Source organism: Marivita cryptomonadis (assembly GCF_002115725.1).
In the GTDB taxonomy this organism is placed as follows: domain Bacteria; phylum Pseudomonadota; class Alphaproteobacteria; order Rhodobacterales; family Rhodobacteraceae; genus Marivita; species Marivita cryptomonadis.
In genome coordinates this window covers 25,382-49,009 of the sequence record NZ_JFKD01000010.1, presented here as the reverse complement: position 1 = coordinate 49,009, position 23,628 = coordinate 25,382, and the positions used below count along the sequence as shown (strand labels likewise).

23 protein-coding genes are annotated in these 23,628 nt (G+C 59.9%); 12 read left to right on the top strand and 11 right to left on the bottom strand.

What is annotated here, in order from left to right; genetic code table 11:
- Window positions 1-94: 94 nt before the first annotated feature.
- On the top strand, window positions 95-922 hold the full coding sequence (gene dapD, locus MCRY_RS12355) for a 2,3,4,5-tetrahydropyridine-2,6-dicarboxylate N-succinyltransferase (protein ID WP_085630303.1): 828 nt from the start codon (window positions 95-97) through the stop codon (window positions 920-922).
- Window positions 923-949: 27 nt separating this feature from the next.
- On the opposite strand, the gene MCRY_RS12350 is transcribed toward dapD, so the two are convergent.
- Window positions 950-1,345 carry a rhodanese-like domain-containing protein gene (locus MCRY_RS12350; protein WP_085630301.1) on the bottom strand — a complete coding sequence of 132 codons (396 nt, stop codon included), beginning with the start codon at window positions 1,343-1,345 and terminating at the stop codon, window positions 950-952.
- Window positions 1,346-1,458: 113 nt separating this feature from the next.
- Here MCRY_RS12350 and MCRY_RS12345 point away from each other — a divergent pair, with 113 nt between their 5' ends.
- Complete coding sequence (locus MCRY_RS12345; RefSeq protein WP_085630299.1) at window positions 1,459-1,809, top strand: hypothetical protein; 351 nt, start codon at window positions 1,459-1,461, stop codon at window positions 1,807-1,809.
- On the opposite strand, the gene MCRY_RS12340 is transcribed toward MCRY_RS12345, so the two are convergent.
- Window positions 1,806-2,885 carry a Hint domain-containing protein gene (locus MCRY_RS12340; RefSeq protein WP_085630297.1) on the bottom strand — a complete coding sequence of 360 codons (1,080 nt, stop codon included), beginning with the start codon at window positions 2,883-2,885 and terminating at the stop codon, window positions 1,806-1,808. The two genes, MCRY_RS12345 and MCRY_RS12340, sit on opposite strands and share 4 nt — an antisense overlap.
- On the bottom strand, window positions 2,882-4,453 hold the full coding sequence (locus MCRY_RS12335; RefSeq protein WP_085630557.1) for a Hint domain-containing protein: 1,572 nt from the start codon (window positions 4,451-4,453) through the stop codon (window positions 2,882-2,884). The genes MCRY_RS12340 and MCRY_RS12335 overlap by 4 nt, the downstream gene beginning before the upstream one ends.
- 269 nt (window positions 4,454-4,722) lie before the next feature.
- On the opposite strand from MCRY_RS12335, the gene dapE reads away from it, so the two are divergent.
- From dapE to rnr, 3 genes are read left to right on the top strand one after another with little or no spacing between them, the layout of a single operon-like run.
- A complete protein-coding gene (gene dapE, locus MCRY_RS12330; protein ID WP_085630296.1) occupies window positions 4,723-5,871 on the top strand; it encodes a succinyl-diaminopimelate desuccinylase in 1,149 nt (382 codons plus the stop codon).
- Window positions 5,868-6,296 (top strand): GNAT family N-acetyltransferase, encoded by a 429-nt coding sequence (locus MCRY_RS12325; protein ID WP_085630294.1) that lies wholly within the window; start codon window positions 5,868-5,870, stop codon window positions 6,294-6,296. Before dapE ends, MCRY_RS12325 begins: the two co-directional genes overlap by 4 nt.
- A 48-nt stretch (window positions 6,297-6,344) precedes the next feature.
- Window positions 6,345-8,633: a ribonuclease R gene (gene rnr / locus MCRY_RS12320; protein WP_085630292.1), complete on the top strand. Its 2,289-nt coding sequence runs from the start codon at window positions 6,345-6,347 to the stop codon at window positions 8,631-8,633.
- On the opposite strand, the gene MCRY_RS12315 is transcribed toward rnr, so the two are convergent.
- Window positions 8,608-9,330 (bottom strand): glutathione S-transferase family protein, encoded by a 723-nt coding sequence (locus MCRY_RS12315; protein ID WP_171046209.1) that lies wholly within the window; start codon window positions 9,328-9,330, stop codon window positions 8,608-8,610. The genes rnr and MCRY_RS12315 overlap by 26 nt on opposite strands.
- Before the next feature lie 82 nt (window positions 9,331-9,412).
- Here MCRY_RS12315 and MCRY_RS12310 point away from each other — a divergent pair, with 82 nt between their 5' ends.
- The 4 genes from MCRY_RS12310 to MCRY_RS12295 all read left to right on the top strand — a co-directional run bounded on the left by MCRY_RS12310 (window position 9,413) and on the right by MCRY_RS12295 (window position 13,222).
- On the top strand, window positions 9,413-10,120 hold the full coding sequence (locus tag MCRY_RS12310; RefSeq protein ID WP_085630288.1) for a helix-turn-helix transcriptional regulator: 708 nt from the start codon (window positions 9,413-9,415) through the stop codon (window positions 10,118-10,120).
- A 78-nt stretch (window positions 10,121-10,198) separates the two neighbouring features.
- A complete protein-coding gene (locus MCRY_RS12305) occupies window positions 10,199-11,542 on the top strand; it encodes a lytic murein transglycosylase (RefSeq protein WP_085630286.1) in 1,344 nt (447 codons plus the stop codon).
- Between the two features lie 51 nt (window positions 11,543-11,593).
- Complete coding sequence (locus MCRY_RS12300; RefSeq protein ID WP_085630284.1) at window positions 11,594-12,370, top strand: NAD(P)H-dependent oxidoreductase; 777 nt, start codon at window positions 11,594-11,596, stop codon at window positions 12,368-12,370.
- 75 nt (window positions 12,371-12,445) lie between these two features.
- Window positions 12,446-13,222 (top strand): transglutaminase-like domain-containing protein, encoded by a 777-nt coding sequence (locus MCRY_RS12295; protein ID WP_085630282.1) that lies wholly within the window; start codon window positions 12,446-12,448, stop codon window positions 13,220-13,222.
- A 13-nt stretch (window positions 13,223-13,235) separates the two neighbouring features.
- Here MCRY_RS12295 and MCRY_RS12290 read toward each other — a convergent pair whose 3' ends face one another.
- The 7 genes from MCRY_RS12290 to MCRY_RS12260 form a co-directional block, all read right to left on the bottom strand.
- Complete coding sequence (locus MCRY_RS12290; protein WP_085630280.1) at window positions 13,236-14,093, bottom strand: MBL fold metallo-hydrolase; 858 nt, start codon at window positions 14,091-14,093, stop codon at window positions 13,236-13,238.
- Window positions 14,094-14,120: 27 nt separating this feature from the next.
- Window positions 14,121-14,603, bottom strand: a complete 483-nt coding sequence (locus MCRY_RS12285) for a hypothetical protein (RefSeq protein WP_085630278.1) — start codon at window positions 14,601-14,603, stop codon at window positions 14,121-14,123.
- The gene (locus MCRY_RS12280) at window positions 14,600-15,082 is read right to left on the bottom strand and encodes an RNA pyrophosphohydrolase (RefSeq protein ID WP_085630276.1); all 483 of its coding nucleotides are present in this window, start codon (window positions 15,080-15,082) and stop codon (window positions 14,600-14,602) included. Before MCRY_RS12280 ends, MCRY_RS12285 begins: the two co-directional genes overlap by 4 nt.
- Window positions 15,083-15,136: 54 nt before the next feature.
- Window positions 15,137-16,477 (bottom strand): S41 family peptidase, encoded by a 1,341-nt coding sequence (locus MCRY_RS12275; RefSeq protein ID WP_085630274.1) that lies wholly within the window; start codon window positions 16,475-16,477, stop codon window positions 15,137-15,139.
- Complete coding sequence (locus MCRY_RS12270; protein WP_085630272.1) at window positions 16,474-17,604, bottom strand: murein hydrolase activator EnvC family protein; 1,131 nt, start codon at window positions 17,602-17,604, stop codon at window positions 16,474-16,476. Before MCRY_RS12270 ends, MCRY_RS12275 begins: the two co-directional genes overlap by 4 nt.
- A complete protein-coding gene (gene gpmI, locus MCRY_RS12265) occupies window positions 17,601-19,118 on the bottom strand; it encodes a 2,3-bisphosphoglycerate-independent phosphoglycerate mutase (RefSeq protein ID WP_085630271.1) in 1,518 nt (505 codons plus the stop codon). The genes MCRY_RS12270 and gpmI overlap by 4 nt, the downstream gene beginning before the upstream one ends.
- A 158-nt stretch (window positions 19,119-19,276) precedes the next feature.
- Window positions 19,277-19,894, bottom strand: coding sequence for a CDP-alcohol phosphatidyltransferase family protein (locus MCRY_RS12260; RefSeq protein WP_085630555.1), 618 nt, complete (start codon window positions 19,892-19,894; stop codon window positions 19,277-19,279).
- A gap of 161 nt (window positions 19,895-20,055) precedes the next feature.
- Between MCRY_RS12260 and MCRY_RS12255 the strand changes: the two genes are divergently transcribed.
- From MCRY_RS12255 to MCRY_RS12245, 3 genes are all read left to right on the top strand, one after another.
- Window positions 20,056-21,261 carry an ABC transporter substrate-binding protein gene (locus tag MCRY_RS12255; protein ID WP_085630269.1) on the top strand — a complete coding sequence of 402 codons (1,206 nt, stop codon included), beginning with the start codon at window positions 20,056-20,058 and terminating at the stop codon, window positions 21,259-21,261.
- Window positions 21,262-21,343: 82 nt separating this feature from the next.
- Window positions 21,344-22,987 carry an ABC transporter permease gene (locus tag MCRY_RS12250; RefSeq protein WP_085630267.1) on the top strand — a complete coding sequence of 548 codons (1,644 nt, stop codon included), beginning with the start codon at window positions 21,344-21,346 and terminating at the stop codon, window positions 22,985-22,987.
- The gene (locus MCRY_RS12245; RefSeq protein ID WP_085630265.1) at window positions 22,980-23,618 is read left to right on the top strand and encodes an ATP-binding cassette domain-containing protein; all 639 of its coding nucleotides are present in this window, start codon (window positions 22,980-22,982) and stop codon (window positions 23,616-23,618) included. Before MCRY_RS12250 ends, MCRY_RS12245 begins: the two co-directional genes overlap by 8 nt.
- The last annotated feature ends 10 nt before the right edge of the window (window positions 23,619-23,628 follow it).

Sequence of the window (23,628 nt, the reverse complement as noted above, 5' to 3'; positions counted from 1 at the left end):
TTTGAACATCCGGCTAACCTCATGCGTTGCGCCTTTGCGTCCCGCAGCTTATAGGCAAAGCGATTTTGGGGATAACGACGTGAGGAGCGCATCCATGTCCAACGCACAGCTTGAAGCAGCCATCGAAGCCGCGTGGGACGCGCGCGATACGATTACACCGTCGACGGGTGGGGAAACCCGAGAGGCCATCGAGGCTACGCTGAACGCTCTGGACAGCGGGTCTCTGCGGGTTGCAGAAAAGCAGGATGACGGCAGCTGGCACGTCAACCAGTGGGCCAAGAAAGCCGTGCTTCTGGGCTTCCGTATCAAGGACATGGAACAGCACGACAACGGTCCGCAAGGCGGCAGCTGGTGGGACAAGGTCGACAGCAAGTTCAAGGGCTGGGGCGACAACCAGTGGCGCGCTGCAGGCTTCCGTGCGGTGCCGAACTGTGTGGTCCGCAAATCGGCATTCATCGCGCCGGGCGTGGTGTTGATGCCGTCTTTCGTGAACCTTGGTGCTTATGTCGACGAAGGCACGATGGTCGACACCTGGGCAACCGTCGGGTCGTGCGCGCAGATCGGCAAGAACGTTCACCTGTCAGGCGGCGTCGGCATTGGCGGCGTGCTTGAGCCGATGCAGGCGGGGCCGACCATCATCGAAGACAACTGCTTTATCGGCGCCCGCTCTGAAGTGGTGGAAGGCTGCATCGTACGCGAAGGTTCGGTTTTGGGTATGGGTGTGTTCATCGGCCAGTCGACCAAGATCGTCGACCGGGAAACCGGCGAAGTGATGTATGGTGAAGTACCGCCCTATTCGGTGGTGGTTGCAGGGTCGATGCCGTCAAAGAACGGCATCAACCTTTACTGCGCCGTGATCGTAAAGCGCGTGGACGAGCGGACACGCTCCAAGACCGGCATCAACGAGCTGCTGCGCGATTGATATCGGCGGTACGTGTGACCACGTACCCTACGCTTTCTTGGCGGGCTTCTCACCAATGGGGCCGCCCGCCTTTTTCCAGCCACCAAACCCGTCGGTGATGTGGCTGACATTCTCCAACCCCATATCTTGTGCGATCTGAGCAGACAGCGCCGACCGCCAACCCGAGGCGCAGTAGAACACGAACCGATTTCCGGTTTGAAACTGCGGTTTGGCATAGGGGCTGTCCGGGTCGATCCAGAATTCCAGCATCCCACGCGGGCAGTGAAACGCGCCCGGGATCATGCCCTCGCGCTCTAACTCACGCGGATCACGCAGATCGACAAAGGTCACGCCATCCTGACCATGCAGGTCCATCAGTTCGGATGCAGGTGCGTGATCGACCACCTCGTTTGCGGCTGCCACCATGTCTTTGACGGATTTCATAAAGCGTCTCCTTGTTTTCTCGACAGTAAGACCATCGCGAGCGCGGCAACAACCCTCGACGCGCGATGGGTTTCGTGGCACATGCGGGACGCATCGCATCACACAGGTCAAGCATGAGCGACACACCCAAGAAGCCAAAGAAGCCGCATTCGGTCTATACCCTCGTGGTCGAGGTCGGACGCAAGTCTGGCGACGGCCTTCCGAAAGGGGCCACCGGGGCGGCACTGATGTGCTATGCGTCCGGCGTTGACGAGGCCGAAGCGGTCCGCGAAACCGTGGCGATCCTGAAACAGGCGGACATGGCGCCACTGGATGTGACGGGCTACGGGACGTTGGAAGATCGCAAGGAACAGGGTCACGAGATCGAGCCTGACGAAATCGAGCTGATGCAACAAGCGTTGGACGAGAACTCTGTGATCGTGGCACAGGTCACACCGTTTTTCGGCGACGCCGACAAAGGTTAAGCCGCCCGCGCCTCGGCCAAAGTGATGGCCTCGAAGGCGCGCAGAACCTGATACCCGGCCCGGTGATGTTCCGGCAAAAGTGCGCGTGGCAGATCGCTGAGCACTGATGACGAGAGCAGTGTCTTGTCGCGCCGCATCCGTCCAATGTAGAGCGTCTCCAGTGCAGCGTCCGGGATACGCACCGCATCATGATGCGGCAAGAGCACTTGGTGATACGTGACAAATCGAGGCGCGGGTTCAAAGTGGCCAGCGTAGCCATTGACCAAAGCCGACGCCGGGATCAGCACCTCTTCGCGTCCGAACAGATATTCGACCTCAGGCCCGCTGACCAACAAACGCTGGTTCCGCGATACCACCACATCCTGTGTCAGGCCGAAATAGGGCGCGCGCAGACGCACTGGACGGAACGATCCCAGCGCGGGCACCGACCGGGACACGGCATGCAATACCGGGACAAGTTTGCCATCCGCCGCGCGCACCACGTCGCCCTGTTTCAAGGTCATTGCCAGACTAAGCCCATGCGCGGTTTCGATGGGAACTGACGGGGACAGAGTTGGCATTGGTCCGACTGGTTCGATCTCGGTCGAGAGGGCGACGAAGATGACGTCAGGATCGATCTCGGTCAGCCCCTTGGGACAGGCCAGAGCAACAAGATCGGACAGAAGTGGCGCGCGTTTGATGGCAAAATGACGGATGAGAACATGTTCGGTTTCGGGGCGCGCCACGACAAGCCGACCCAACTGCTTGTGCACATCCCAACTGATCGTGACCTGCAACGTGTCCGTACGCGCCTCGCGCCCGCGCTCTACCACCTCGTGAACCACATCTTCACCTTGGGCGATCACCAGAACAAGGCTGCCATGCGGCGTCGACATCAGCGAAAAACTCGACACAGACGTGCCTTCGCGCTTGTAACTAAGCAATGTCTGCGGGCGACCATCCGGGGACAAGCGGGTTTCCAGAACGACCGATCCGCGCGGCACACAGGCGCGTGGGCGGAGATCGAGAATGTCCCTGACCTCGCTACGGACCCAAGGGGATCGCTGTTCGCCATCGAACAGAGCAAACCAAGTCATGCCGCGGCCCCAAAAAGCATTTGCGCTTCGTGCTTCTTGAGGATCTGACGCGCCGCAGCGCCGTATCCTTCGCCGGTTTCGGGATCGAGTTCGGGGAAAAGACCAATGATCTCTTCGATGATGGTGTTTTCGAATGCGTCCAGTGTTTGCGGGCCCGGCAGGAAGCTTTCGGTCGCCAACCCATTCGACAAGATGATTTCGTGCTGATCGAACAGCAGGTGCACATAGGTGACCATGCCACCTTCGACAATCTGCACGTTGCGCCCGTTGACAAGATGCTTGGCCGCCACCAGAACCTCGGGCGTGCCGAAAACGAGATCGGCCAGCGGGTCACGCACTAGGATGCGGTGCTGCGGCGACAACATAAGCGACCCGTGGTTTCCAAAGGTCTTCGCCGCCACGCGGACCGGCGCATACGTGCCAATGGCAGCAACAGTGCGCTGACCGATCCAGCGCAAGGGCTGCGCACCGTGATCCAGCGTCCAAACCAGATCTCCCGGAACAAGATCCTCCACACGACGCGGGCCATTCCTCGTTTCGATCAGGGTGCCGGCGACGAAACAGGGCACCGTGGCGATGGTGACAAACCCTGTGTCGATCTCGCCGTTGGTACTTTCGATTCCATAGGTGAAATTGACAGTCTCGAAATCACCATCCGACGTCACCGACAGCGTGCCGTCGGCATTCAACGTGACCACCTGACCAGTGCCCAGCGTGACGCTGTCACCCGCGCTGACGGCGATGCCGTTGATATGGGTGATGAACATCACCCCTCCGGTCAGGTTGATGTCGTTGTCGAGAACGTCCAACACCTTTGTCCGGTTCGTATACATGCTGACGATATCGGACCTTGCGACGAGTTCGGTCTGGATCGAGTCTCCGGCGATCAGCAGATTGGAATCGTAGTTCGAGTCCGCAACATCGGCGATACCGATCCGGATAGAGTTCACTTCGTCCGGATTGACCAACATGGTCATTGTCAGAGTTACGGTGAACCCATCCATCTCGGTGTTGTAGTCGTCTCCTGTGTTGTCCTTGAACAGGTTGATGTTGGCGGTCGTATTGAGGTTTGCGGGGTCGACGTCACCGTCACCGGCCACGATGTCGACCTGCTGACCGTTGATCCAGACACCGACGAAATCCTGATAGATGGAGTTCGTGAACTCCGGGTATTCCTCGGATGAGAACACAAACCGCATCGTCATCACGTCGTTCTCTGGAATGAAGTCGATATCAAGGTAACTGGCATCGTATGTGTTCGCGCCGGCGGCCGCATTGAAATCGGGGTTGTTGTTCTGGCCCCCGCTTCCGGTTGTCGTCGAAGCGCTGCGGTTGGGATCACCACTGCTTTGCGTAAAAGCCCTGACTTGCCCGGTCGAAAGGATCACCCCGGTATCCGAAGGGGTCACCCCAGGAGCAAGCGCATCACCGCCGCCGTAGATCGCAGATGACCGGCTGTCGCCCGAATAGCTGGCGTTCACCACGGTGACGCCAGTGCCAAAGATCGCATTGGCCATCGCCACCGCGCTTGCACCGGTAGTGTAGGAAAGCTCCGCGCCTGTTGCCATCTTTGCCTCGACGAGGCCCAAGGCATCTTTTCAGACGCGGACAAACCACGGCCGGTGTTTTCACCGTGCCGAACCACTGACTGAATACTGCTCCGCCTCGAGCCATTTTATTCTTATTGATAGGAAGTTAGCATAAATGGTGCGCGTGTCATCCTTTCGATAGCATTGGTATCGAAAGGATATTGGCCGAATGAGTCCTTTTCGCCACATTTGCCTCTGCCGACCAGAGGCGATAGCCAAGGCGCAAGACGGAACAAGGGACCGAGCCAATGACCGAGACCAATCCTGTAGACCTGACCGCTGCGCTTGTGCGTTGCCCCTCGGTTACCCCAGAGGAAGGCGGCGCGCTGGTCTTGCTGCAAAACCTGCTGGAGAGCGCCGGGTTCACCTGCACCCGCGTTGATCGCGGTGGTGTCTCCAACTTGTTTGCGCGCTGGGGTGACAAGGGTCATGCGCGAACTTTCGGATTCAACGGCCATACGGATGTCGTGCCGCTGGGCAATCCTGACGCATGGACGATGCCGCCCTTCGGCGCCGAGACCAAAGACGGCATGATGTACGGACGCGGATCGACCGACATGAAATCGGGTGTCGCCGCCTTTGCCGCTGCTGCGGTGGATTTCGTGCAGGATGCGCCACCCGATGGCGCAGTGATCCTGACCATCACCGGCGACGAAGAAGGCGATGCGATTGATGGGACGATGGCGCTGCTGGATTGGATGGAAACCCACGACGAGCAGATGAGCGTCTGTCTTGTCGGAGAACCCACCAGCCCGGATCACATGGGCCAGATGATGAAGATTGGGCGGCGCGGGTCAATGAACGCGTGGTTCACGGTGACTGGCATACAGGGCCATTCCGCCTATCCCCACCGTGCGCTTAACCCAATGCCCGCAATGGCGCGGCTGATGGACTGTCTGGCCTCGCACGAATTGGATCAGGGCACTGACCATTTCGATGCCTCGACTTTGGCGGTCATGACCATCGACACCGGAAATGCCGCGACCAATGTGATCCCCGCCGAGACACGTGCCTGCATCAACATTCGTTTTAACGATATTCATACCGGCGAAGGTCTGTCCTACTGGCTGCGCGACGAGGCGGCCAAGGTGGATGCAGAGTTCGGCACAAAGACCGACGTTAAAATCAAGATTTCGGGTGAGGCGTTCCTGACCCCACCGGGGCCGCTGTCGGATCTGGTGGCCAAGGCTGTAGAGACAGAAACTGGCGTGACTCCGGAACTGTCGACAACCGGCGGCACGTCGGATGCGCGGTTTGTGAAGTCCCATTGCCCGGTTGTGGAATTCGGCCTTGTGGGCAAGACGATGCACGCGGTTGATGAACGGGTCGAGGTCGCGCAGATCGTACAGCTCAAGGCGATCTACACCCGTATCCTTCAGGATTATTTCGCGCAATGACCGTGACCGTCTCAAAGGTCGCGAATCCGACCGATTGCTATGCGATCCGGTATACGGTTTTCGTCGAAGAGCAGAACGTTCCTGTCGAATTGGAGCGTGACGAACTTGACGCCACTGCGATCCACTTGCTTGCGACAGACAACGGCTCGCCAGTTGGCGCAGCTCGGATCGTGGTGAAAGGCGACACTGGCAAGATCGGTCGCGTCTGCGTTCTGCGTGAGTTGCGCGACAACGGGATTGGGTCGGCCCTGATGCGCGAGACGTTAGGCGTTCTGCGCGACACGCCCGGCATCACCCGTGCTGCCCTTGGCGCGCAGATCGACGCTTTGGGGTTCTACGAAAAGCTGGGCTTTGCCGCCTATGGCGACGTTTTCGATGATGCCGGAATCGACCATCGCATGATGGAGCTGCGCTTCGACACCTGACGCGACTTTCGCCATGACGCGCCACATCCCGCGTGCTACCTGAGATGTATGAGCAAATTGCCGACAAAGGCGGACATCCTTGAGTGGATCGCCGCCAACCCGACACTCACCGCGAAACGCGACATTGCCAAGGCTTTTGGCATCAAAGGTGCTGCGCGGATTGACCTCAAGCGCCTGCTGAAAGAGCTGGAGGCCGAAGGTCATCTTGAGAAGCGCAAGAAGACGTACCGTGACCCGGATCGTTTGCCGCCCGTGAGCGTGTTGCAAGTGAAGGCACCGACGCCGGATGGAGACCTGTTCGCACGCGCGCTGGAGTGGCATGGTGAAGGTGTGGAGCCGATCATCCTCGTGATCCCGCGCGCCTCTGATCCCGCTTTGGGCGAAGGCGACCGCATCCTTGCGCGTCTACAGGTCGTGCATGAGGAAGACCACAATTACGAGGCACGACTGATCCGGCGCATCGGGACCAACCCGCGCAAGGTGGTGGGTATCTTTGCCAAATCCTCGGAAGGCGGGCGGATCAAAGCGATCGACAAAGGGTCGGACAAGGAATGGATGGTCGCCCCAGATGCCACCGGCGGCGCTAAGGATGGCGAATTGGTCGAGGCGGAACAGGCCGGACCCGCCGGGCGCATGGGCCTGCCACGTGCCCGGATCATTGAACGGCTGGGCGACCCAAGCGCTCCCCGCGCGGTATCGTTGATCGCCATTCACCAGCACGGCATTCCCGACAGCTTTCCCGATGACGTGATCGCCGAGGCGGACGCAATGAAACCCGCCGGCCTTTCGGATCGCACCGACATGCGGGACATGCCGCTGATCACAATCGACCCGGTGGATGCCCGCGACCGTGACGATGCGTGCCTCGCCTACCCTGACGATGATCCCAAGAACGAAGGCGGCCATGTGATCTGGGTCGCCATCGCGGATGTGTCGCATTACGTAACGCCGGGATCGGCGCTTGACCAAGAGGCGCGCAAGCGCGGCAATTCCAGTTATTTTCCAGACCGCGTGGTGCCGATGTTACCGGATCGTCTGTCCGGCGATTTGTGTTCGCTGCACGAAGGCGTGCCGCGTGCCTGTGTGGCGGTGCGGATGGTGGTCGACGCGCATGGCACCAAGATCAGCCACAGCTTTCAGCGCGGGCTGATGCGGTCGGTTGCGTCGCTGGACTATCGCACCGTGCAAGAGGCGATGGATGGCACGCCGAACGAAAAGACAGCCCCGCTGTTAGAAGACGTAATCCGCCCGCTTTATGCCGCCTACCGGGCTTTGGCCGAAGCCCGCAATCGGCGTCAACCGCTGAACCTTGATCTGCCGGAACGCAAAATCATTCTTGCCGAAGACGGCACGGTGCAGTCGGTCAATTTCGCCGACAGGCTGGATGCGCACAAGCTGATCGAAGAATTCATGGTGCTGGCCAATGTCTGCGCCGCTGAAACCCTGATCGCCAAACGCACGCCGCTGCTGTTCCGAGTGCATGAAGAACCGCCGCCCGAAAAGCTGGAATCGTTGCGTGAAACCGCTGAGGCCGCAGGGCTGACGCTGGCCAAGGGGCAAGTGCTCAAGACGGCGCAGTTGAACCGGTTATTGAATGACGCCGCCGGCTCGGACGAGGCGGAGCTGATCAACCTCGCGACACTGCGGTCGATGACGCAGGCCTATTACAACCCGGAGAACTTTGGGCATTTCGGCCTCGCGCTGCAGAACTACGCGCATTTCACATCGCCCATCAGGCGCTATTCCGACCTGATCGTGCATCGCGCGCTGATCAAGTCGCATGGCTGGGGCAAAGATGGGTTGTCACCAGAGGACGTTGACCGGCTGGAAGCCACAGCACAGCACATCAGCGACACGGAACGCCGGTCGATGATGGCGGAACGCGACACCACCGACCGGTATCTGGCGTCCTTTCTGTCGGACCGGATCGGCGCTGAATTCTCAGGTCGGATCAGTGGCATCGCGCGGTTCGGCGTGTTCGTGAAACTGGACGAAACCGGCGCCGATGGGCTGATCCCGATCCGGTCCTTGGGCAACGAATATTTCCATTTCGACGCCGATGCCGGAACGCTGATGGGGTCTGACACCGGTGTCATGATCGGACTGGGCCAGCGCGTGACCGTCAAACTGGTCGAGGCAGCGCCTGTGACCGGGGGCATCGCTTTGGAGCTGCTGACACTTCAGGACGCAGAACTCCCGGGAGGCTCTGGCAAAGGCCGAATGGGGCGCGGGACACGCCCCAAGGGCAAGGGTGGGCCAAAGCGCAAAGCGGCCAGGGCGAAAAAGAAAGACGCCAAGACCAAGCGCAAGGTCACGCGGCAGCGGCGGAACGGGTAAATTTAGGATAAAGTGCAGAGCGGCCGCGCTGGATATATCCCATCAGTGTTTCGTTCCCTCGCACCGCCCGCCGGATCGCAGTATCGGCGGGCAAACCAGCAAGCATGCTAAGGACTGGAACGGCAATCGTGTCGGGTGCGGTGGGATGGTCGGCCAAAAGGAACCGCTTGTCCCAAAGCATGTCGGTCAGGCAATTAAGGTCGGGCGTCAGGCATTGCATACGCTGATCTTCGGTCATCCGGGCAAAGCCCTGCCCTTTCAGCCCATTCCGTACCTGCCGCCTTACCATGTTGGCGATGAAAGGGCGCATTGGTGCCGGAATACTTCCAAACGCAACGGGCACCAGTTTGACCCAGCAGCGGTTGTCCAACCAACGATCATGCGCAACAGCGACGCGCAGATGTTCCTCGACCATTCGAATGATCGCGTGACCCAAAACGCGGTCCTTGGATGACAGACCAGGATAGAAATCCGCACCGCGCTTTTCCAAATAAGTCTGAATGAAACCGCTTTCCGGGATTAGACCTTCGGGTGTGCGAAGCGCAGGCAACCGTCCAATCGGGGCCTCTGAGGGTGTGTTTGCGAATTCGGGACGCCAGTCTTCACCCGACATGTCCAACTGGATCATGGACTTGACGCAGAACGGGCTGAGGCTGGGTTCGTTCAAGCCTTTGGGATAGGTGATAAGTGTAAGCATACGTGCCTCCAAATCAGTGCTGCATCCAGAGTAGCGCGGCACACTGTCAGTTTTTGTCAGTAAGATGTAGAACGGTGAGGACATGAGCCGCACCCATCGCCTGTTCCAATTGATGCAAGCTTTGCGCAGTCTGCCCGCGCCTGTGACAGCGGCGCAGCTGGCTGATGCGACCGGCGTGTCCCCGCGAACGCTCTACCGGGACATCGACACGCTGCGCGAACTTGGCGCAGTGATCGATGGGGAGGCCGGGTTCGGCTACACGCTGATCGAGGACGCGCATTTGCCGCCGCTGGGCTTCAAGGATGACGAATTGGAAGCCCTCGTTCTTGGCCTGCGCGAGGTTGCTGCGGTTGGCGACCCGGCACTGGCCGAAGCCGCCCGAAGCGCGTTGACCAAGCTGCGCGCACGCCTTCCGGAAAGTCAGGCGCATCGCTTGCGCCACTCAGTGCTCGTCGCGCACCGTTTCCACCCACCTGCTCAGCCCACGATCGACTCGGGCGTCCTTCGAGAGGCTTGTTGGGATGAACGGATCGTCGGTTTTTCCTATACCGACAAGCACGGCACAGCCACGCAACGCGAGGTCAAACCGCTGAGTATCATGCTCTTCGATCAATCACATTGCCTCTTGGCATGGTGTCTGAAGCGTGACGATTACCGGGCGTTCCGGTTGGACCGGATGGTGGAATTGAATGCGACTGATCGATCCTTCCGTCCGGGGCGTGTGCCATTGCTCAAGACCTATCTTGAAAACCTGAACCAAGCGGCAGGAGACCGCTTGGTCCGATTTTGATCCCTTCGCAAAAACTGCGAGTCGCGCTAGGATTGAACGAAGTTCGGCAAACGGACACGAGCAGCAGGGGTTAAAAACATGCGTTATCAAGTGATCGCCTCGGTTCTGGCAATGATAGGGTCCACGGCACAGGCCCAGACGGTTGATGATCCGACCCGTCCGGTTAGCCGTTCCAACGCTGGTGCCGAAGTCAGCCGTAGCGCAGTATCACTTGTGTCGCTGACAGCCCCACGCAACTCCTTACGTCCTGCCCTTCGCCCAGCTGCGGCACCTACGCCCGAAACGCTGGTTCCCACTGCCACGCAATCGGGGTTCGATGATTGGATCAAAAGTTTCAGAAATCGTGCCTTGCAGCAGGGTATCACCGCCGAGGTTTTTGACCGCGCTTTTGTCGGCGTGCAATACGATGCCGATGTCATCCGCCGCGACCGCAACCAATCGGAATTCACCAAGACAATCTGGGATTATCTTGACAGTGCCGCGTCTGATGCGCGGGTGAACAATGGCAAAGCTGCGCTACGCAAACATGGCGCGCTTTTGGATCGGATCGAGGCGCGATACGGCGTCGACAAGGATGTGATCGTTGCGATCTGGGGGTTGGAGAGCGCTTACGGCACCTTCCGTGGATCGAACCCCGTAATCGGGTCGCTTGCCACGTTGGCTTATGATGCACGGCGCAGCGATTTCTTCGAGCAGCAGCTTGTCGAAGCGCTGAAAATTCTGCAGAGCGGCGACGTGAGCCTGAACAACTTCACCGGCAGTTGGGCCGGCGCGATGGGACACACGCAGTTCATCCCGACCTCGTACCAATCTCTCGCGGTGGATTTCGACGGTGACGGCAAGCGCGACATCTGGTCAGACGATCCCGCCGACGCGCTGGCCTCCACCGCGAACTACCTCTCCAAAAACGGCTGGGTCAAGGGCGCGCCTTGGGGGGTTGAGGTGCGGATACCACAAGGCTTCGACTACACGCTTGCCAACCGGGACATTCTGCGGATGCCGTCTGACTGGGCAAAGATGGGGATCGTTGGCCTTAAAGGCAAAGCGGTGCCGGATCACGGGTCCGCCTCGGTCCTGTTGCCCGCAGGCGCCAAGGGCGCAGCCTTTCTGATCTTCAAGAATTTCGATGTGATCGAGACCTACAACACCGCGGACGCCTATGTGATCGGGGTAGGTCACCTAAGTGACCGCATCATCGGCGCAGGACCGATCCAATCGGAATGGCCCCGCGAGGATCGCGCGCTGACCTTTGACGAACGCATTGAGATGCAGCGACTGCTGACAGCCAAAGGGTTCGACACCAAAAAGATCGACGGCAAGATCGGGCCACTGACCATCAATGCGGTTCGGGCGTATCAGACATCCATTGGCGATATTCCTGATGGCTATGCCTCTTTGAACATCCTCAAGAAACTGCGCTAGGGTCTTGGGCGAAACGGTGGCGCGACCGCCCTGCCCTGGAAGGCCCGACATATGCCAACAACTCTGATCGTTCTGGCGCATCCCGAACGGCGTTCGTTCAATGGTGCATGGTCCGACGCGACCGAAGCGGCTGCGCGCGCGCAAGGTGATACGGTTTTGCGATCCGACCTATGCCAGATGGGGTTCGATGCAGTGGAGAAGGCTTCGCATTACACCGACTGGCCCGATGGTACACCGTTCGACCCCCTCAAGGCGCAGGAAGCTGCGGCCACGGCTGCGACCACGCCGATTGATGCGGCGATAGAAGTGGAGAAAATCCGACAAGCCGACCGCATTGTTCTGCATTTTCCGCTCTGGTGGTTCGCCCCGCCAGCCATTCTCAAGGGATGGTTCGACCGCACATTCCAGCACGGAGCATTGCACGACGTAGACAAGCGGTTCGATACCGGTTTGTTTCAAGGAAGGCGCGTTTTGATGTGTGTGACCACAGGATCGCAAGCGGACGAAAGCGCTTTCAACGGCAAGGAAGGCGACGTCCGGCTGCTACTTTGGCCGACGGCTTATACGCTGCGGTACTTGGGGTTCGACGTGCTTGAGCCTGTCGTTGTACATGGTGTTCACGGCTATCACCGCGGCGACCGCAAGGCAGAATTGACCACGCGCCTTGAGGCGACCCTGAAAGCGCAGCACAGCGTCATCGCAGGGTTAGACTCCCATGCACTGCTCGCCTTCAATCGTGATGAAGACTTCGATGACATGGGACGATTGCGCGCCGACAAACCAAGCTATTCGCCCTTCATACGGCATGGCGATAAATCCAACGATTAGAGTGTTTGCGTTGCGGGCTATCGCAGACTAAACGCGCCCAACCCGTCACCACATCTTCAATTTGGAAAGCCCGCCGTGATCCTGAGTATCGACGTGCAACTGCAATATCGTTTGTCCCAGCCCACAGATCTGCTTTTGCAGATCGAGGTCGCAGATCAGGTGGACCAAATCGTCAGACAAACCCGGATCGATTTTTCCAAGGTCGAGAACATCTCGCGGATCGCCGCCGATGACGGGCTGGGCCAACGGATTTGGCTGCGCGCCAATGGACTGTTCCAATGCGACTACAGCGCCAACATCCAGATCGACCGCCCTGTCACTGACCTGAGCGCTCTGCCCGCAACGCCACCACACCAATTGCCGGGCGAAACTGTGCGCTACCTCATGCCATCGCGCTATTGCCCATCTGATGAGTTCCAAACCTTTGTGGCCGCCGAATTCGGCCATCTTTCAGGCGGTGCACAAATCACTTCGATGCGCGACTGGATCGAGCGGTCCTTTCAATATGTACCGGGCGTCAGCAATGCACAGACCACTGCTCTGGACAGTTTCGTGCAACGCCAAGGCATTTGCCGCGACTACGCCCATGTTCTGGTGACACTGGCCCGCGCCGCGACGATCCCCGCGCGCTTTGCCAGTGTCTATGCACCGGGCGTGACGCCGCCGGATTTCCATGCGGTAGCAGAGGTATATCTGGGTGGCGCATGGCATCTCGTCGATCCGACGGGCATGGCGTCGTCCGCAGACATTGCACGGATCGGTGTTGGCGCAGATGCGGCCAGCGTCGCGTTCCTCAACATCTTTGGTCAGGCGGAGTTCGTTGCACAGAGCGTGTCTGTCCAAGAGGACTAATACCTCCGGGCTATCAAAGCTCTGACAGATCTGTCCAGCGAAACGCGTCCTTTTCGGCAAACACCCGCCCCACCGAGGGTAGGGAGAAATGGCTGCCAAGCACAAGGCACTCAGCCTCAGACGCCGTTTCCAGCAGAAAGCGGCGGGACTCGACGGCCCGTTCGGCATCCGCATCGAACTTGAAATGCCATTCCGGGTGCCAGCATTGCGTTGCAGAATGCAGGGCATCCCCGGTGATGATCGCTTTGCGACTGCCGCTTTGGATCTGAACCGACACGTGACCCGGTGTATGCCCGGGCGTCGGAACAAGGGTGACGTGATCTCCAAGCCTATGTCCCGCCTGCACCATCTCGGCCTGCCCGGCGGCAATGACCGGCAAAACGCTCTCGGTGTATAGATCGCTCATCCGGTCCTTTTGGAACGCTTCGTCGGCGGCGGGTATCAGGTAGCGCGCATTGGGAAACGTGGGAACCCAACGGCCATCCTCAAGCCGCGTATTCCATCCCACGTGATCGGTGTGCAGGTGCGTGCACAACACGTAGTCGATGTCATCGACGGTCAGACCCGCCGCATGGAGCGATGCCAAGAACCGCCCGTCGGACCGCTTGTGCCAGCTGGGAAAAGCAGGGACAGTTTTGTCGTTGCCAACACAGCTGTCGATCAGAATTCGATGGGTCGGCGTGATCAACACGAACCCTTGAATGGGAATAATCAGGCAACCCGTGGCTTTGCAGACAGAGCCCGGAACATGACGTTCCACAACCTCGGCAACATCCGATCCCGCAGTCGGGAAAAGCGCTTCCGGTGCCATGAAGGGACCGTGCAAGTCGAGCAGTCTCCAGACTTCGACCTCACCGATTTTGCAAAGCATCGTGTGTTCCTATTCGTGGCGTTCTTGTCACTTGGCTTGACAGCGCTCCCCCCGAAAACAGGCCAGCGCTTTCTGCTCCTGTTCCGCAGTCGGGGATGCATATGTCATTCCGGGACACGGGTTGATCTGCAGGACCCATTGGCGGTCTTCCTGTTTGAGGAAGGCCAAATGCTCGCCCTTGACAGTTCCGCCGCACCACGGGCCAAGGCAGGACACCCGCAGGATCACATCGCGTTCGAACCTCTTGGTGAAGCCATCTTTGGTCAGGGAAAATCCTGCCAGCCAACCTTCTAGATCAACACGGTCGCGCGCACGGGATGTACGCTGTTCGACACGGTCGGGAAGATCGGCTTCATCGAAGAACAGATCACCTTTGACGATGATGTAAGTGTCATCGGATTGTGCGGCCCGCTGGTAATCGCGGGCAATGTCCGGAGCCATGCAGCTTAACGCAAAGGCCGGTTGAGAAAGCGCCATCACGCCAGCAACGACGACACCCACGCGGGTCACAGGTGATCCTTGAACGCTGTCAAAACCCGCTCATAGACATGCCGCTTGAATGGAACAATGTTGTTGATGAGTTGATCCGGCGCCATCCACTTCCAACGGCTGAATTCCTGATGTTCGGTGGCGATATCCACTTGGTCATCAGTTCCTTTGAACCGCATCAGGAACCACTTTTGCTCCTGCCCGCGATAGCGCCCTTTCCAAAGCTTGCCGACAAGGTCATGCGGCAGGTCGTAGGGGATCCAATCCTTGGTCTCGGCCTCGATCTTGACCAGTCGGGACAGAACCCCGGTTTCTTCCCAAAGCTCACGCAAGGCTGCATCACGGGGGCTTTCGCCCTTGTCCACGCCACCCTGCGGCATTTGCCAAGCAGGGCCCGGATTGTCGATGCGTTGGCCCACAAAAACATGCCCCTCACGGTTCACCAGCATGACACCGACACAGGGACGATATGGCAGGCGAGCAATCTCTTCGGGGGTCATCTTGGGGCCTTTGCAAAGTTGCGGCGCAGAAACATTCCGCGCCGCAATATGATTTTAGTCGTTGGACGGCTGAAGCGCGGTCAAGCCTTTGAGGATGTCAATGGCATAGGCCAGCTGGTAATCCTCTTCACGCAACGCGGCAGCGGCTTCGGCTTTGGCGCGGTCGGCTTCGATCTGCTGAACCTCGTCCTCGCTCAGGCTGTCATTGTCGAGACTGCCACGAAGGTCTGCCTCGGACCGGTTGAAGACGTTTGTTTCCTCCTCGTCCTCAGCGCTGGCCTCGGCGCGGCGCGGTTGGGCTACGACGATATCCGGCGACACGCCAAGCGACTGAATGGACCTGCCCGATGGCGTGTAATACCGCGCGGTGGTCAGGCGCATGGCACCGTCGCCCCGAAGCGGCATCACCGTCTGAACCGAGCCCTTGCCGAAGGACTTCGTGCCGACCACGATGGCACGACGGTGATCCTGAAGCGCACCGGCTACGATTTCGGATGCTGATGCAGAACCGCCGTTGATCAGAACGACAATCGGTTTGCCCTGTGCCAGATCACCCGGCGTGGCATTGTAGCGATCACCGTCCTCGGGGTTGCGGCCCCGAGTGCTGACGATCTCGCCCTTTTCAAGGAACGCATCGCTAACCCGGATCGCCTGATTGAGCAGACCACCGGGATTGTTGCGCAGGTCAAGGACGATGCCCTCGACACTGTCGATACCACCGGCGGCCTCAACCTGTTCAGCCAGCCCCTCTTCGAGGTTGGCATACGTCTGGTCGTTGAAGGTGGTGACGCGCAAAACCACCGCTTCACCTTGCAGGCGGGTTCGAACTGCGGTCAGCTTGATGGTGTCGCGGATGATCGACACATCGAACGGTTCGGATTCGCCTTCGCGCACAACGGTGATGATGATCTCAGACCCAACCGGGCCGCGCATCATGTCGACCGCCTCGTCAAGCGTCAGACCCAATACCGAAGCACCATCCACATGAGTGATGAAGTCGCCCGCTTCGATCCCTGCTTCTTCGGCGGGGGTGCCGTCAATTGGCGACACGACTTTCACAAAGCCCTCTTCCTGCGTGACTTCGATCCCCAGACCACCGAATTCCCCGCGCGTTTGCACGCGCATGTCGGCGGCATCGTCCGGCGACAGGTAACTGGAATGCGGATCAAGCGAGGTGAGCATGCCGTCGATGGCCGCTTCGATCAAATCCCCTGCATCCACCTCTTCGACATATTGCGCACGGATACGTTCGAAAATGTCCCCGAACAGGTCGAGCTGTTCATACACGTTTGTGGTGCGGGCGCTTTCCTGCGCGACCAGCGGACCCACGAATTGCGTCGTGGCCACGATGCCTGCAAGTGTGCCGCCCATGGCCGCCATGACTACTTTTTTCATTCGGTCCTTCCCTTATCCTCTGTGAACCACCCAAGGGGGTCCTCTGGCGTGTCGCCTAATCTGACTTCTATATAGAGCGTTTCAGACAACGCTTCGCCAGCCCTTTCACCGGATGGTGATTGAATATCGTTGGTTTCACCCGCTGGACCGCCCATCAAACCGACCGGACTGCCTTCGGGAAGCACCTGACCGGTCTCACCAAACACCGAGTGGAGCCCAGCAAAGACGAACAGGATATCGGGTTCCGGTTCCAGAATGCTGACCAGCCCGTAATCCAAAAGCGGCCCCCGGTAGCGGATCGTTGCCGCCGCCGGTGTCGTGACCAGCGCGCGAGGTCTTGTCGCGATCAAGATGCCCGGACGTGTCACACCCGCCGCATCGGTCTCCCCGGCACGACGCAGGATTTCCCCGGAAACAGGCAGTGACAACCGGCCTTTGCGATTGCTTGCGGCGGGCAGATCAAGATCAGCTTCATTCTCGGAAATCTGGCTCAACCCAGCGGCAAATCCATCGAGCGTTTCGGTTGCGGCAATCAGCAGAGCGGTCTTCACCGGATCTTCGGTGAACTTTCGCGGCAGGTCGGTGCGGTCTGCAATGGCCTGACTTAGCGCCGTTCGTGCAATCTGAATATTGGCCAACCCGGTTTGCAACGTGTCCGCCGCATCCTGCTGCAACTGCCGCAGCGCGGTTGCCTCTTCCACATCCGCGCGCAGGTCAGCAGCGGCATCTGTCAGCGCAGGTGTGATGGAGGCCATCAACAACCCAGCCCGCGCCGCACCAATGGGGCCGTCAGGATGCACGAAATTCTTCGGACCGGCATCCGGCCCCAATGCAGACAAAGCCGCCAGCAAGCGCGTCACCTCGGCATCGCGCGCATTCAGCTCGCGCCGCAATTCAGTTTCGCGGATCGACGCCGCCCGTAATCCGTCCCGCATCGCCGCAAGCCCGGTCTCGAACGCCTGAACCGCCTCGGTCAGCGCCCTGACGCGATCCCGCGCGGACTCAGCCGAGTCAAGCTGGGCCGTTGCATCTTCCAACTGCACCATCGCGCCGCGCGCCGCCTCGGCCGGGGTCTGAGCCGCGAGGGGTGCGCCGACTAGGCAGAGAAGAAGCGCAAAATGCCTCATGAGCGGATCAGGGTTTTCCCGGTCATCTCGTCCGGTTGCGGCAGCCCCATCAGCGCCAGCAGCGTGGGCGCAAGGTCAGCCAGCCGCCCGTCAGCCAGCGTTGCACCTTCCGGCCCACCGTAAAGAACAACGGGCACAAGGTTCGTTGTATGCGCTGTGTGCGGCCCACCCGTTTCGGGATCGACCATGGTTTCGCAATTGCCGTGATCAGCTGTTACGATCATCGCACCACCCATCTTTTCGACGGCGGCAAGCACCTTGCCCAGCCCTGCATCCACAGCTTCGCAAGCCTTGATTGCGGCATCCAGATCGCCGGTGTGCCCAACCATGTCCGGGTTGGCAAAGTTAGTGACGATCAGGTCATACCCTGCCTCTACGGCAGCGACGAATTTATCTGTCACTTCATCAGCAGACATCTCTGGTTGCAGGTCATAGGTCGCCACATTCGGGCTTTTAGGCATGAACCGGTCTTCACCCTCTTCCGGCGTTTCCTGCCCACCGTTCAGAAAGAAGGTCACATGCGGGTACTTCTCGGTCTCGGCCAGCCGGAACTGTTTGCGCCCGTGTTTGGCGACCCATTCGCCAAGTGTGTTCTTGATTTCCTGCTTGGGATAGGCGGTCGTCATGTAAGCATCGTGCGCCTTGGAATAATTCACCATGCCGAGAAGGCCGGGCAGATCAGGCTTATCACGATCGAAGCCATCGAACGCAGGGTCACCGATCGCAGCAAGGATTTCCCGAGCGCGATCCGCGCGGAAGTTTAGACAGAAGAAGCCATCGCCTCTACTCAGACCGCTGTAGTCGCCAATCACGCAGGGCTCGATAAATTCGTCATTCTGGTCTTTGGCATAGGCGTTTTCCACGGCTTGGATAGCCGCATCGGCTCTGGTGCCCTGTCCGAGGATCATCGCGTTATACGCCCGTTCGACCCGATCCCAACGGGTGTCCCGGTCCATCGCGAAATACCGCCCGATCACGGTACCGATTGTTGCGTTTTGGGGCAGGTTGTCGACCAGATCAGCGACAAACCCCTTGGCAGAGGTCGGTGCCACGTCGCGTCCGTCGGTAATGGCGTGCAGCACAACCTCGACGCCCAGATCAGTGAGCATTTTTACAGCCGCCTGTATGTGGCTGATATGCCCATGCACCCCACCGTCCGAGACCACACCCATGATATGCGCCCGACCACCCGCGTCTTTGACCGCATTGGCAAAATCGAGGATCGCAGCGTTTTTGAAGAAGCTGCCGTCTTCGATGGCAAGATCGATCTGGCCCAGATCCATCGCAACCACCCTTCCTGCGCCAATATTTGTGTGGCCGACCTCGGAATTGCCCATCTGGCCGCTGGGCAGGCCGACATCAGGTCCGTGCGTGATCAGCGTCGCATTGGGGCAGGTCGCCATCAGATGAGCCATCGTCGGCGTGTCGGCCAGTTTCGGCGCATTCGCCGTCGGATCATCACGCAGACCCCAACCGTCGAGGATGGTCAGAACCACAGGTTTCGGGATGGTCATGTGCGGTGTCCTCTGCTCGACCCGGTCTTTCGCGCGGTGTAGCAGAGGTGGCGCGGGATGTGGAGAGGGCGCATGATCCGTTTGATCGAACCGCATGCGCGGTCCGATTCGCTGGGGGCTCTGCCCCCAGACCCCCGGCATACTTTCAAAAAGAAGAATTACAGGACGCCAGATCCAAACATCCGCCACCCTGCCAACCAACGGGTAACGGTGGTGATCGCGCAAAGCCCGGCGAACGTGTAAGCGAGCCACAGGAAAGCCGCAGGGAACAGGCACATAGCAACGAAAAGCGCGATGGTCTCTGTGCCTTCAGTCAAACCGCCGAGGTAGTAGATGCCCTTGGTCGGATAGTCCTCAGAGGTGATCCCGCGCTTTTCGGCGATGATCGAGAAGGCAAGAAAGCTGGACCCCGTGCCGATGAAGCTTGAGATCAGCACAGCGGCAGGCAGTGCGTTATTGGCGGGATCATGCAGCGCAAAGCCCAAAGGGAACAGGCCGTAGAACATGAAGTCGAGCGCGATGTCGAGGAACGCGCCACGATCGGTGGGGTGGGTCAGCCGCGCCACCGCGCCGTCCAGACCATCTGCAAGCCGGTTCACCACAAGGCACACCAGCGCCAGACCGAAGAGACCCAGCCACACGGCCATGACACCCATAAGGCCAATGCCGAAGCCCAACACCGTGATCTGGTCCGCAGAAATACCGCGTGCAACCAACGCCCGCGCCGGGCGGTCGATGGCGCGTTTGATAATCGGCAAAAGGGCGGCGTCGATCATGGGATGCTCGGGTGGCGGTTGGTTGACTTCCGCCATAAAGGTCCGATTTCGAAGGGACCACTGAAATCTTACACACCTGTTTGTCATTTGACCGGATCAGGGTAGTGCTGGTTTTAACGCACGAGACCGGGGCATCCGCCTCCAAGATCAGGACATGACCTATGCGCACTCTGCTTGCCGCCACACTCGCCACTGCAACCGCTTTTGCGGTCCAGGCCGACCCCGATCCGTCGAACTGGGAGGCTGTCACCGAGGAGGCACGCGGGCAGACGGTTTATTGGAACGCATGGGGCGGGTCGGACACGATCAACAGCTTCATCGCATGGATCGGCAACCGGGTGAACGAAGATTACGGTGTGACTCTCGAACATGTAACACTGTCCGACACCGCCGATGCGGTCAGCCGGGTGGTGGCAGAAAAGACCGCTGGCAAAGACGAGGGCGGCGCGGTCGACATGATCTGGATTAACGGCGAAAACTTTGCCGCGATGAAGCGGCAGGAATTGCTGTTCGGCCCGTGGGTCGAACAGACGCCAAGCTGGGCCAATGTGGATGTCGCCGGAAAGCCTGCCGTGATCTCGGATTTCACCGTGCCGACCGATGGGCTTGAGGCACCGTGGGGCATGGCGCAGGTGGTGTTCTACTATGACACCGCGCAGCTTGAGACACCCCCCACCACGATGGAGGCGCTGGCCGCCTATGCCGCTGCCAATCCGGGGCGCTTTACCTATCCGCAACCGCCGAATTTCCTTGGATCCACGTTCCTCAAGCAAGCCCTGATCGAATTCGTGCCAGACGCGTCAGTCCTGCAATCGCCTGTCGAAGAGGCCGACTACGATGCGGCGACTGCCGAGTTCTGGGCCTTTCTTGACGGTCTCACGCCAAACCTTTGGCGGTCGGGCCGCGCCTATCCGCAGAACGAATCCCGCCAAATCCAATTGATGGCCGATGGCGAGATCGACCTCGCAATCAGCTTCAACCCGAACGAGGCGAGCAATGCGATTGCCAATGGCCAGTTGCAGAACAGCGTGCGCAGCTTTGTCATGGACGCAGGGTCCATCGGCAATGCCAGCTTTGTCGCAATTCCCTACAACGCCAACGCCAAAGCGGGTGCGATGGTGGTGGCGAACTTTATGATGTCACCAGAAGCACAGGCGATGATGCAAGACCCCGAGGTCTGGGGGCTGGGCACCGTTCTTGATCTGGCGAAACTGTCGGGCGACGATCGGGCGAGGTTCGATGCGTTGGAACTGGGAATTGCCACCCTACCGCCGGAAGAACTGGGCGCAACCCTGTCCGAGCCGCATCCGAGCTGGATGGTCAAGCTCGAGGAAGACTGGACCGAGCGGTACGGCGTCGCGCAATAGGCGCGGTGTGATCCCACGCTGCGACACACCCTCGGCGCGGGCCCGGTTTCTGCCATGGGCCCCGCTCCTGACCCTTGCCATTATGGTGGGCCCCGTGGTGGCGGGGGTTCTGGGTACTTTGGGTCCCGCTTTCGGGTACATGCCGGCTTTGGGCGGCGACGGATTTAACCTCAAAGCGTTTGCCATGCTGTTCGACTGGCCGGGAATCACCCGCGCAAGTGTGCTCAGCGTCACCACCGGGATCGCAGCCACGGCCCTGTCCTTGTTGCTGGTCGCCCTGATCTGCGCCGCATGGAGCGGATCACGGGCCTTTCGCATCATCGAGCGGATGCTGTCGCCGCTCTTGTCTGTGCCCCATGCCGCGGCCGCCTTTGGGTTGGCGTTTCTCATTGCACCGTCGGGATGGATCGCACGCGCCACCTCGCCGTGGTTGACCGGTTGGGACAGACCCCCGGACCTTTTGATCCTGCAAGACCCCTACGGTCTGTCGCTGATCGCCGGGCTGGTGGTGAAGGAGGTGCCGTTTCTTTTGCTGATGACGCTGGCCGCACTGAGCCAAATCCGTTCGCAACAAGCGCGCGACACCGCATTGGCCTTGGGATATTCCCCCGTCACAGGCTGGTTCAAAACCGTCTTCCCTCGCGTATATGCGCAGATCAGGCTGCCGGTCTTTGCCGTTCTGGCCTTTTCAATGACGGTGGTGGATGTGTCCCTGATCCTTGGCCCGACAACGCCTACGACACTGTCGGTTCAAATCCTCAAATGGATGAATGATCCCGACTTGGACATGCGCTTTCTTGCCTCTGCCGCTGCTGTCTGGCAGCTTACGTTGGTCGTGTGCGCGCTGCTCCTGTGGCGTCTGGTCGAACTCGCACTTTCAGGATTGGGTCGCCGGTGGGTGGCCTCCGGCGCGCGCCGCGGGGCAACGCGCGTGGTTCAGACCGTCTCCATCGCAGCGGCGACACTTAGCGCGGGCGCTATCGTGTTCGGCATCTTTGGCCTTCTCGTGTGGTCCTTTGCCGGGTTCTGGAGCTTTCCCGATCTGCTGCCCGACACATTCACCCTCAAGACTTGGATGCGCCACGGGATGAACCTCTGGCCTATCATCACCGAAACTCTGATCATCGCCTCGGTCGCCACGCTCGCGGCAATGCTGTTGACTCTGGCCTGTCTCGAGGCAGAGGACCGATACGGGCTCAGGCCGGGCAGTCGCGTACTCTGGCTTCTGTATGTGCCTTTGATCGTGCCACAGATCGCCTTTCTGACCGGGCTTCAGACGCTGGCCATCTTCACCGGGATCGATGGCAACCGCATGGCGGTGATCGCGGTGCATATCATCTTCGTGCTGCCTTACGTGTTTCTATCGCTGGCCGATCCGTTCCGCGCGTGGGACGCGCGATACGGGCATGTTGCGCGCGCGTTGGGTGCGGGCTGCGACGGCGTGCTGTGGCGGGTGCGCCTGCCGATGCTCTTGCGTCCGATCCTGACGGCAGCCGCTGTCGGGTTCGCCGTGTCCATCGGGCAATACCTTCCCACCCTGCTGGCCGGCGCGGGCCGGGTGCAAACCCTGACCACCGAGGCGGTGGCCCTCGCCTCTGGGGGTGACCGGCGGGTGATTTCGGTTTATGCGCTCAGCCAGACGGCATTGGCGCTGCTGCCTTTTGCCTTCGCCCTGTTCATTCCCGCCATTGTCTGGCGCAATCGCAAGGGGCTGCGCCATGCCTGATCCCGGACTGACCCTTGACGGCGTGGTGATCCAACGCGAGCGGCGCATCTTGGTCGACATCTCGGACCATGTCGCACCGGGCGAGGTCTTGACCGTGATGGGCCCAAGCGGCTCGGGCAAGTCGACACTTCTATCCTACATCATCGGCACCCTCGATGATGGGTTCGATGCCAAGGGGCAGGTCATGTTGAACGGCACCGACATCACCGATCTTGCCCCCGAACAGCGGCATGTCGGCATTCTCTTTCAGGACGAATTGCTGTTCCCGCATCTGTCCGTTGGCGAAAATCTGGCCTTTGGGCTGCGCGCCACGGTGAAAGGCCGCGCGGCCCGCCGACAGCACATCGACACCGCACTGGAGGATATCGGTCTGGCCGGGTTTGCCGACCGTGATCCAGAGACCCTGTCAGGCGGGCAAAAGGCGCGTGTTGCTCTGATGAGAATGCTGCTGTCCGGCCCAAAGGCGCTATTGCTGGACGAACCATTCTCACGGCTCGACACCGAACGGCGCGATCAGATCCGTACGCTTGTGTTTGATCAGGCCCGCGCAAAGGGGTTGCCCGTGCTGCTTGTCACCCACGACCACGCCGATGCCGATGCGGCTGGTGGCCGTGTGCACAGGCTGACTTAGGTTCGGGCGA

What these genes read in the sequence shown, in the direction of transcription:
- MCRY_RS12340 (WP_085630297.1), bottom strand. Translation starts at nt 2,885, where the DNA reads ATGACTTGGTTTGCTCTGTTCGATGGCGAACAGCGATCCCCTTGGGTC.
- dapD (WP_085630303.1), top strand. Translation starts at nt 95, where the DNA reads ATGTCCAACGCACAGCTTGAAGCAGCCATCGAAGCCGCGTGGGACGCG.
- MCRY_RS12280 (WP_085630276.1), bottom strand. Translation starts at nt 15,082, where the DNA reads ATGACCCCCGAAGAGATTGCTCGCCTGCCATATCGTCCCTGTGTCGGT.
- MCRY_RS12255 (WP_085630269.1), top strand. Translation starts at nt 20,056, where the DNA reads ATGCGCACTCTGCTTGCCGCCACACTCGCCACTGCAACCGCTTTTGCG.
- gpmI (WP_085630271.1), bottom strand. Translation starts at nt 19,118, where the DNA reads ATGACCATCCCGAAACCTGTGGTTCTGACCATCCTCGACGGTTGGGGT.
- MCRY_RS12305 (WP_085630286.1), top strand. Translation starts at nt 10,199, where the DNA reads ATGCGTTATCAAGTGATCGCCTCGGTTCTGGCAATGATAGGGTCCACG.
- MCRY_RS12275 (WP_085630274.1), bottom strand. Translation starts at nt 16,477, where the DNA reads ATGAAAAAAGTAGTCATGGCGGCCATGGGCGGCACACTTGCAGGCATC.
- MCRY_RS12325 (WP_085630294.1), top strand. Translation starts at nt 5,868, where the DNA reads ATGACCGTGACCGTCTCAAAGGTCGCGAATCCGACCGATTGCTATGCG.
- MCRY_RS12245 (WP_085630265.1), top strand. Translation starts at nt 22,980, where the DNA reads ATGCCTGATCCCGGACTGACCCTTGACGGCGTGGTGATCCAACGCGAG.
- MCRY_RS12335 (WP_085630557.1), bottom strand. Translation starts at nt 4,453, where the DNA reads ATGGCAACAGGCGCGGAGCTTTCCTACACTACCGGTGCAAGCGCGGTG.
- MCRY_RS12290 (WP_085630280.1), bottom strand. Translation starts at nt 14,093, where the DNA reads ATGCTTTGCAAAATCGGTGAGGTCGAAGTCTGGAGACTGCTCGACTTG.
- MCRY_RS12310 (WP_085630288.1), top strand. Translation starts at nt 9,413, where the DNA reads ATGAGCCGCACCCATCGCCTGTTCCAATTGATGCAAGCTTTGCGCAGT.
- MCRY_RS12300 (WP_085630284.1), top strand. Translation starts at nt 11,594, where the DNA reads ATGCCAACAACTCTGATCGTTCTGGCGCATCCCGAACGGCGTTCGTTC.
- MCRY_RS12345 (WP_085630299.1), top strand. Translation starts at nt 1,459, where the DNA reads ATGAGCGACACACCCAAGAAGCCAAAGAAGCCGCATTCGGTCTATACC.
- MCRY_RS12250 (WP_085630267.1), top strand. Translation starts at nt 21,344, where the DNA reads ATGGTGGGCCCCGTGGTGGCGGGGGTTCTGGGTACTTTGGGTCCCGCT.
- dapE (WP_085630296.1), top strand. Translation starts at nt 4,723, where the DNA reads ATGACCGAGACCAATCCTGTAGACCTGACCGCTGCGCTTGTGCGTTGC.
- MCRY_RS12260 (WP_085630555.1), bottom strand. Translation starts at nt 19,894, where the DNA reads ATGATCGACGCCGCCCTTTTGCCGATTATCAAACGCGCCATCGACCGC.
- MCRY_RS12350 (WP_085630301.1), bottom strand. Translation starts at nt 1,345, where the DNA reads ATGAAATCCGTCAAAGACATGGTGGCAGCCGCAAACGAGGTGGTCGAT.
- MCRY_RS12315 (WP_171046209.1), bottom strand. Translation starts at nt 9,330, where the DNA reads ATGCTTACACTTATCACCTATCCCAAAGGCTTGAACGAACCCAGCCTC.
- MCRY_RS12270 (WP_085630272.1), bottom strand. Translation starts at nt 17,604, where the DNA reads ATGAGGCATTTTGCGCTTCTTCTCTGCCTAGTCGGCGCACCCCTCGCG.
- rnr (WP_085630292.1), top strand. Translation starts at nt 6,345, where the DNA reads ATGAGCAAATTGCCGACAAAGGCGGACATCCTTGAGTGGATCGCCGCC.